Annotated in this window: 5 protein-coding genes; 1 reads left to right on the top strand and 4 read right to left on the bottom strand. The window is 73.5% G+C overall.

Annotation, left to right across the window (positions count from 1 at the left end):
* Window positions 1-140: 140 nt before the first annotated feature.
* The 3 genes from L0B03_RS13315 to L0B03_RS13305 form a co-directional block, all read right to left on the bottom strand.
* A complete protein-coding gene (locus tag L0B03_RS13315) occupies window positions 141-812 on the bottom strand; it encodes a DUF305 domain-containing protein (RefSeq protein ID WP_250446552.1) in 672 nt (223 codons plus the stop codon).
* Window positions 809-1,450: a DUF3105 domain-containing protein gene (locus tag L0B03_RS13310; RefSeq protein WP_250446549.1), complete on the bottom strand. Its 642-nt coding sequence runs from the start codon at window positions 1,448-1,450 to the stop codon at window positions 809-811. Before L0B03_RS13310 ends, L0B03_RS13315 begins: the two co-directional genes overlap by 4 nt.
* 71 nt (window positions 1,451-1,521) lie before the next feature.
* Window positions 1,522-2,151 (bottom strand): PilZ domain-containing protein, encoded by a 630-nt coding sequence (locus L0B03_RS13305; RefSeq protein ID WP_250446547.1) that lies wholly within the window; start codon window positions 2,149-2,151, stop codon window positions 1,522-1,524.
* A gap of 230 nt (window positions 2,152-2,381) precedes the next feature.
* On the opposite strand from L0B03_RS13305, the gene L0B03_RS13300 reads away from it, so the two are divergent.
* On the top strand, window positions 2,382-3,626 hold the full coding sequence (locus L0B03_RS13300; RefSeq protein WP_250446544.1) for an EAL domain-containing protein: 1,245 nt from the start codon (window positions 2,382-2,384) through the stop codon (window positions 3,624-3,626).
* Window positions 3,627-3,629: 3 nt separating this feature from the next.
* Here the strand turns inward: L0B03_RS13300 and L0B03_RS13295 are convergent, their stop codons facing one another.
* On the bottom strand, window positions 3,630-5,036 hold the full coding sequence (locus tag L0B03_RS13295) for a threonine/serine exporter ThrE family protein (RefSeq protein ID WP_250446542.1): 1,407 nt from the start codon (window positions 5,034-5,036) through the stop codon (window positions 3,630-3,632).
* Between the last annotated feature and the right edge of the window lie 446 nt (window positions 5,037-5,482).

The following is a 5,482-nucleotide window of genomic DNA, read 5'->3' as shown; positions in this document are numbered from 1 at the left end:
CGGCAGCGGCCCCCGGCGCGGACCACCGCGCACCAGGGCACCCACCACGGCCCGGCCGGATCCGGGCCCCGTCGGGACCGCGGTCGGCCCGAGGACGAGCGCACCCGCCGCCCCCGCCAGGAGGCCTGAGAGCCGGCGGCTCAGGAGGCCGCGGGAACCTCGGCCGGACCGCCCCGCTCGTCCAGCATCTGCTCGAGCACGGCGATCTCGGCCTCCTGGGCCACGACGATCGACTCGGCGAGGCGCAGCACCTCCGGCTGCTGCGCCCGCTCGAGGGCGACCTCGGCCATCTCGACCCCACCCCGGTGGTGCGGGATCATCAGGGTCAGGAAGATGCGCTCCGCCTGCGCCCCCTCGGCCGAGCCCAAGGCGTCGAGCTGCTCCTGCGTCGCCATGCCGGGCATGTCCTTCGCCGTCGAGCCCGGGGCGTGGTGCTCCTCGCCCATCCAGGCCATGGTCGACGTCGAGGCCTGGGGCAGGCCCCAGGTCGAGATCCACCCGAACATCTGGCCCTGCTGCTGGCGCTGGGTGAGCAGCATGTCCAGGGCCAGGGTGCGGACCGTCTCGTCCTCGGAGCCCTCTCGCACCAGGACGGCCATCTGCACCGCCTGGTCGTGGTGGGTCTGCATGTCCCGCGCGAAGCCCACGTCGGCAGACCCCTCGGCAGGGACCGCCGGGCGCAGCAGGCCGCCCGCGGCGAGCAGCCCCAGCGCCACACCCGCAGCGAGGGCGACCACAGCCACCACGACGACCGCGACCGGCCGCCGGTCCGGTGCGGCGGCGGCCTCGTCCCGGGCCACGGACTCCGTCACGCGCCGACGCCGCCCTGGCACGCAGCTCCGGGCTCGAGGGTCTGCGGGCCCTGCAGGTAGCGCAGCAGGAAGGGCTCGAGGCGGTCGTCGTCGACGGTGTCGAGCTCGAGCTGCAGACCCCAGGCGCTCGCCACGACCGGCGCGTCCAGGCCCTCGTAGGGGCTCACCAGCAGGTACGGGTGCTGCTCGGTGAGGCTGCGCAAGGTGTCGATCTGGTCCTCGGGCAGGTCGGTCGAGTAGGTGATCCAGACAGCCCCGTGCTCGAGGGAGTGCACCGCGTGGACGTCAGTGACGGGGGCCTCGTAGAAGCCGCAGTTCTGCCACGTCGCGTCGTGGTCGCCGCCCACGGGAGGCGTCTGCGTGTAGTCGACCGGCCCCGCCACGTGGTTGGCGGTGAGCTCTTCGAACTCGGCGACGCCGTCGATCGGCTGCTCGGCCAGCGCCTGGACCTCGCTCTGGCGCTGCTGCGCGTCCACGATCACGATCGCGGCCGGGATGATCAGCGCCAGCGCGACACCCGCGGACACGCCCACGATGATCCTGGTCCGTCGGCGCTCGGCGCGCCGCTGCTCGGACTGGATCTCGGCGAGCCGGGCACGCCGCTCGTCCTTGGCGCTCGCTCGCTTGGGGCCGCTCATCGGTCTCCTCCTGGGACGGGTCACGTCCAGCCGCTCGGCTGCCGCGTCTCGCAGGATACGTGAGCGATCAACTACCCTTCGAGCGCGTCCATCCGCTGCGCGCGCTGGCGCCGCTGCTCGGCGAGGACGAAGGTGAAGAGATCGTCCTCGTCCTTCTCGCTCATCCGGACGAAGGTGCACCCGTGCGCGTAGCCCTGACGGTTGTCCATGCTTCGCAGCACGTGCACGACGACGGGCATCGGCGTCCCGGTCACGGTCAGCTCGAGCTCGAGGTCGGTGCCGCCCTCGATCTGCTGGGCGCACTGCAGCCGCAGGCCGTGGGCGCTCACGTCGATGACCACCACGTCGAGCGGCTGCTCGAGCTCGATCCTCTCGCGGCCCTCGTAGCGATGGGTGACCCGGTGCGGCAGCGAGGTGGGCACCCTGACCGCCGAGCGCTTCTGCACCGCCTCCCGCAGCCGCAGCCCTCCGAGGCCGATGCGGCGGGCCACGCTCAAGGTCACCACCGCGTCGTAGGTGACCTCGCCGCGTACGGCGCTCATCACCTGCACCACGGCCGTATCCCCCTCCTCGAGCCACGACCCGGTGAAGTGGTCGGCCTCGACGAGGAGCCCGTCCTCGTCCTGCTCGCGGACGAAGCCCTCGGCGAGCAGCTCGCCGGACTCGGCGAAGACACGGCACGGGTCGAGGTCGAACGACACGGCTCCCCTTCCCACGGCTGCGGTGCCTTCGGCTCCCGGGGCGGCCCGGCGTCGCCCTGCAGCCGCGACTATAGACGTCCGAGCAAGCCTGCCTCGTCGCGCGACCACCGGCCAGCGGAGGATTCACCCGGTCCGCCCCGACCAGCAGGGCAGATGCCCTCCCCAGGACGGCCGGAGGTCCGCGAGCAAGAATGGATCACGCCGAGGCCCCGACGGCCGATGGGAGCGACGTGCCTGACCTGGACCTGATCATTCCTCCCTCCGCGCTGCCGGCGGACGTCCTCAGCCCGGAGGCGCTGAGCTGCGTCTACCAGCCTCTGGTGGACCTCGACTCGGGGGCCCAGGTCGGCCACGAGGCTCTGCTCCGCGGCCCTCGGGGCAGCGCGTACGAGTCGCCCGTCGCCCTGCTCGACGGCGCCCGCGCCGGCGGTCAGCTGGCCGAGCTCGAGCAGCTGTCGCTACGGCACTCGCTCGCCGCCGCGAGCTCGCTGCGCTCCCCGACCACGCTCTTCGTCAACGTCGAGCCCTCGACGTTGAGCAGCAGCCCTGAGGTCGTGCTCGACGCGCTCGCGCGGAGGGGGGCCGGGGTGCAGGCGGTCGTCGAGATCACCGAGCGCGCCCTCGCGGCCGACCCGGCCGGCATGCTCGCCCTGGCCGAGCGGCTGCGCGCCGCCGGGTGCGCGATCGCCCTCGACGACGTGGGGGCGGTCCCGGAGTCCCTGGCCTTCATCCCGGTGCTCCAGCCCGAGGTGGTCAAGCTCGATCTCGGGCTGCTCCGCAGCGTCGAGGACATGCGGACCATCGCGGTCGCGGGTGCCGTCCGGGCCTACGCCGAGTCCACCGGGGCGGAGGTCGTCGCGGAAGGGATCGAGACCGCCGCGGACCTCACGCGAGCGCTGGTGCTGGGGGCGACCCTCGGGCAGGGCTGGTACTGGGGCCGACCGGGTCCAGCGCTGCACGAGACCCACCACGAGCCGGCACGGTTCGAGCCCAACCCGGTGGCGCAGCGGCTCCGCGCAACCCCGTTCGACCTGCGCGCGACCGGCGCCCTGCGGCGCGCGCCCAAGCACCTGCTGCTGCCGCTGTCCATGACGGTCGAGCAGACCGCACGGCAGGCGCGGGTCCCCCCGCTGCTCCTCGCATGCTTCCAGGACGCGCGCCACTTCACGCCCGCGACGGCGCGGCGCTACACGCAGCTCGCCGCCGAGCTGCCTCTGGTCAGCGCCTTGGGGCGCAACATGCCACCGAGTCCCGTGCCCGGTGTGCGGGGGGTGGACCTCGCCGCCGCGGACCCGCTGGCTGCCGAGTGGACCGTCGTGGTGCTCGGTGCCCACGACGCCGTCGCGCTGGTGGCTCGGGACCGCGGGGACGACTGTGCGGACCGCGACCGTGAGTTCGACTTCCAGGTCACCTACGACAGGGCGCGTGTGACGGCCGCAGCCCAGGCGATCATCGGTCGCATCCCGCCGGCCTGACCCTCACTGCTCGGTCGGCGCGCGACGGTTCCGGGTCCCCAGGCGCAGCGGTGACGCGAGGAACTCGCCCAGGGTGACGCCCGCGGCGAGCCCCAGACCGATCATCGCCGCTCCGAGCAGCACCGTGGCCCCGATGATCAGACCGGCCTGCGGGTCGTTGACGATCTGGAACATCCCTCGGTAGACGGCGAGCCCCGGGAGCAGCGGAACGATGCCGCACACGGAGGCCACGATCGACGGGACGCCGAACCGCGGGGCGAACGTCTCGCTGAGGAAGCCGACGGCGAGGGCCGCGACCGCACCGGCCACCGCGGGCCCGATGCCGGAGCCGAGCAGGAGCGTGCTGACGATCCAGGCGATCGCCCCGGCAGCCCCGGCGACGAGCACCGCCCTCGGGCGTGCGTACGAGGCGATCGCCCAGGACAACGCCACGACCGCCGCCGCGAAGCCCTGGAGCAGCAGAGGCGTCGTCGTCGGGGGCACCTGGATGACCTCGAGCTGCACCCCGGCCCGCCGCGCGATGTCGAGCACGCCGCCGATGCCCACGACGATGCCGAGCGTCAGGACGACGACCTCGAAGGACCGCGCGGCGGCCGTCAGGGGGAAGCCGCTCAGCGCGTCCTCCGCCGCCCCGACGAGGGACAGCCCTGCCAGGAGGACGACGATGCCGGAGGCGACGACCAGGGCTGGGGGGAGGACCTCGATCTCGACGGGCAGGTGCGGGACGACGATCAGGAGCGTGATGGCGACGGTGGTCACCAGGCCCGCACCGACGATCTGCACGTAGAACGGGGGCAGGCCCCAGCGGGACAACGCCCACGTGACCCGGTCGATGGTCGCGGTCGTCGCTCCGGCCACCAGAGCCACACCCACCCCACCACCGAGCAGCAGCGCGACGCTCCCGGCCAGGGCAGCCAGGGCCACGGTCACGACCCAGCGCCGGTAGGAGCGCGGGGCGGCGATGACGCTGTCGAGCTCGCCGTGCGCCCACTCGAGCCGGTCGACGGCGTCCTCGCCGCTGAGGTCGTCCCCCGCCACCTCGTCAGCGACAGCGATCACGCCCGCGAGCCGGCCGTAGTCGACCACCCGGTCCCGCACGAGGCGCATCACGGTGACCGGTGCGACCAGGACCCCGCGGTCGTAGGAGACGGTGATCGCGGTGAACGTGAGCTCGACCTGGCACCCGTCGAGGCCGAAGGTACGCACCACCCGTTGGATGGCCGCGGTCACGTCGGCAGCCGCGGCGCCGAGCGACAGCATCGCCTCGCCGATCCGCAGGCCCAGCTCGAGGGCCCCGCGAGCCACGATGTCGTCGATCCCCGCGTCGTAGGCCCTGGCCCCCACCTGGATCCCCTGAGACCCGCCCATCGCCCGACGGGCGAGCTGTCGGACCTCCCACCGTCGACGCATGGCGCGAGCCTATCTGCGGTTCCGTGCCATCGGCCCCGGGGAGCAGCTCGCGTCGCCCACGACCGCGCCGGCCAGCCGGCTGAGCCGCCGTGCTGCGGTGCCACCTCCCCGGTGAAGCGCTTCCTGGCGGGCGCGCCCCGGTCCTGACCGGCGACTGACCCGATCGACGTGGAGATCCTGTGATTCACCCGTACAGACCCTTGAGTTCGGGATCAGATGCGCCGACACCCTCGTTACGGCTCGCAGTGGATCCCCCCACCCGGCTCGACCGTGACTCGACGACAGCAAGGACCCCCCGGATGACGGAGCAGGCCCCCGTGCCGATGACCCGGCGCGAGCTTCGCCTGGCCCGCGAGGCCGCCTCGACGGCGGCGGTCGAGAGCAACCCGCCGGCAGACGCGCCTGCGCCGCCGGTCGCGGCACCTGCAGCACGGTCTGAGCGGCCG

It is taken from the genome of Actinotalea sp. C106, from assembly GCF_023630195.1.
Classification (GTDB): domain Bacteria; phylum Actinomycetota; class Actinomycetes; order Actinomycetales; family Cellulomonadaceae; genus Actinotalea.
This window is presented reverse-complemented; position numbering and strand designations above follow the sequence as displayed.